Below are 1,010 nucleotides of genomic sequence, written 5' to 3'. Positions count from 1 at the left end.
TAGCCCAGGCTGCTGTGCGGCCGGACGGTGTTGTAGTGACGGCGCCACGCCTCGATCAGTACCCTTGCTTCAGCGAGGCTGTAGAAGATCTCGCCGTTGAGCAGCTCATCGCGCAGCGAGCCGTTGAAGCTCTCGTTGTAGCCATTCTCCCACGGCGAACCCGGCACGATGTACAGCGTCTTCACGCCAACCTGCCCGAGCCATTTCTGAACCGCGGTAGCGATGAACTCGCTGCCGTTATCTGATCTGATATGCGAGGGCGGACCCCTCGCGATGAACAGGTCGGCAAGCGCTGCCAGCACGTCTTCGTGTCGAAGCTGGCGCGCGACGACCAGTGCCAGGCATTCCCTGCTGGCCTCATCGATGATGGTCAGTATCTGGAACTTGCGCCCGTCATGCGTCCGCGCTTCGACGAAGTCATACGCCCACACATGCCCCGGATACTCCGGTCGCAGCCGGATGCACGAGCCGTCGTTCAACCATAGCCGGCCACGTTTAGGTTGCTTCTGCGGCACCTTGAGGCCTTCGCGCCGCCAGATCCGCTCCACCCGTTTATGGTTCACCGACCAGCCCGCCGCATGCAGCAGTGCGGTTACCCGGCGGTAGCCGTAGCGCCCGTACTGCCTGGCCAGCGCGACGATGTCGTCGGTCAGCACCTCTTCGTCATCTGCCCCGCACGGCACCTTGCGCTGTGTCGACCGGTGCTGCCCCAGCACGCGGCACACGCGCCGCTCGGATACGTACAGCACCTCTCGCACCTGGTCGATGCAGCGTCGGCGTCGCGCGGGGCTCAGAAGTTTCCCCGCGCCGCCTCCTGTAGAATCAACTTGTCCAGTGTCAGGTCGGAGATCGCACGCCGCAGCCGCAGGTTCTCCTTCTCCAGATCTTTCATCCGACGCGCCTGATCCGTCTTCAAGCCGCCGTACTCCTTGCGCCAGCGGTAGTAAGTCTGCTCGCTGACCGCGATCCGCCGGCATGCCTCAGCGGTCGTCCCGCCCTGGCCCAGCATG

General features: G+C 64.2%; 1 pseudogene. It reads right to left on the bottom strand.

From position 1 onward, the window contains the following. Nucleotides 1-1,009: pseudogene (locus AAIO73_RS20145) on the bottom strand (IS3 family transposase); the annotation flags it as partial. Nucleotide 1,010: the final 1 nt, after the last annotated feature.

This window comes from Sphingomonas epibiotica, from assembly GCF_039615155.1.
Lineage (GTDB): Bacteria > Pseudomonadota > Alphaproteobacteria > Sphingomonadales > Sphingomonadaceae > Sphingomonas.
The sequence above is the reverse complement of the archived record's forward strand: the minus strand, read 5'-3'. Positions and strand labels throughout refer to the sequence as shown.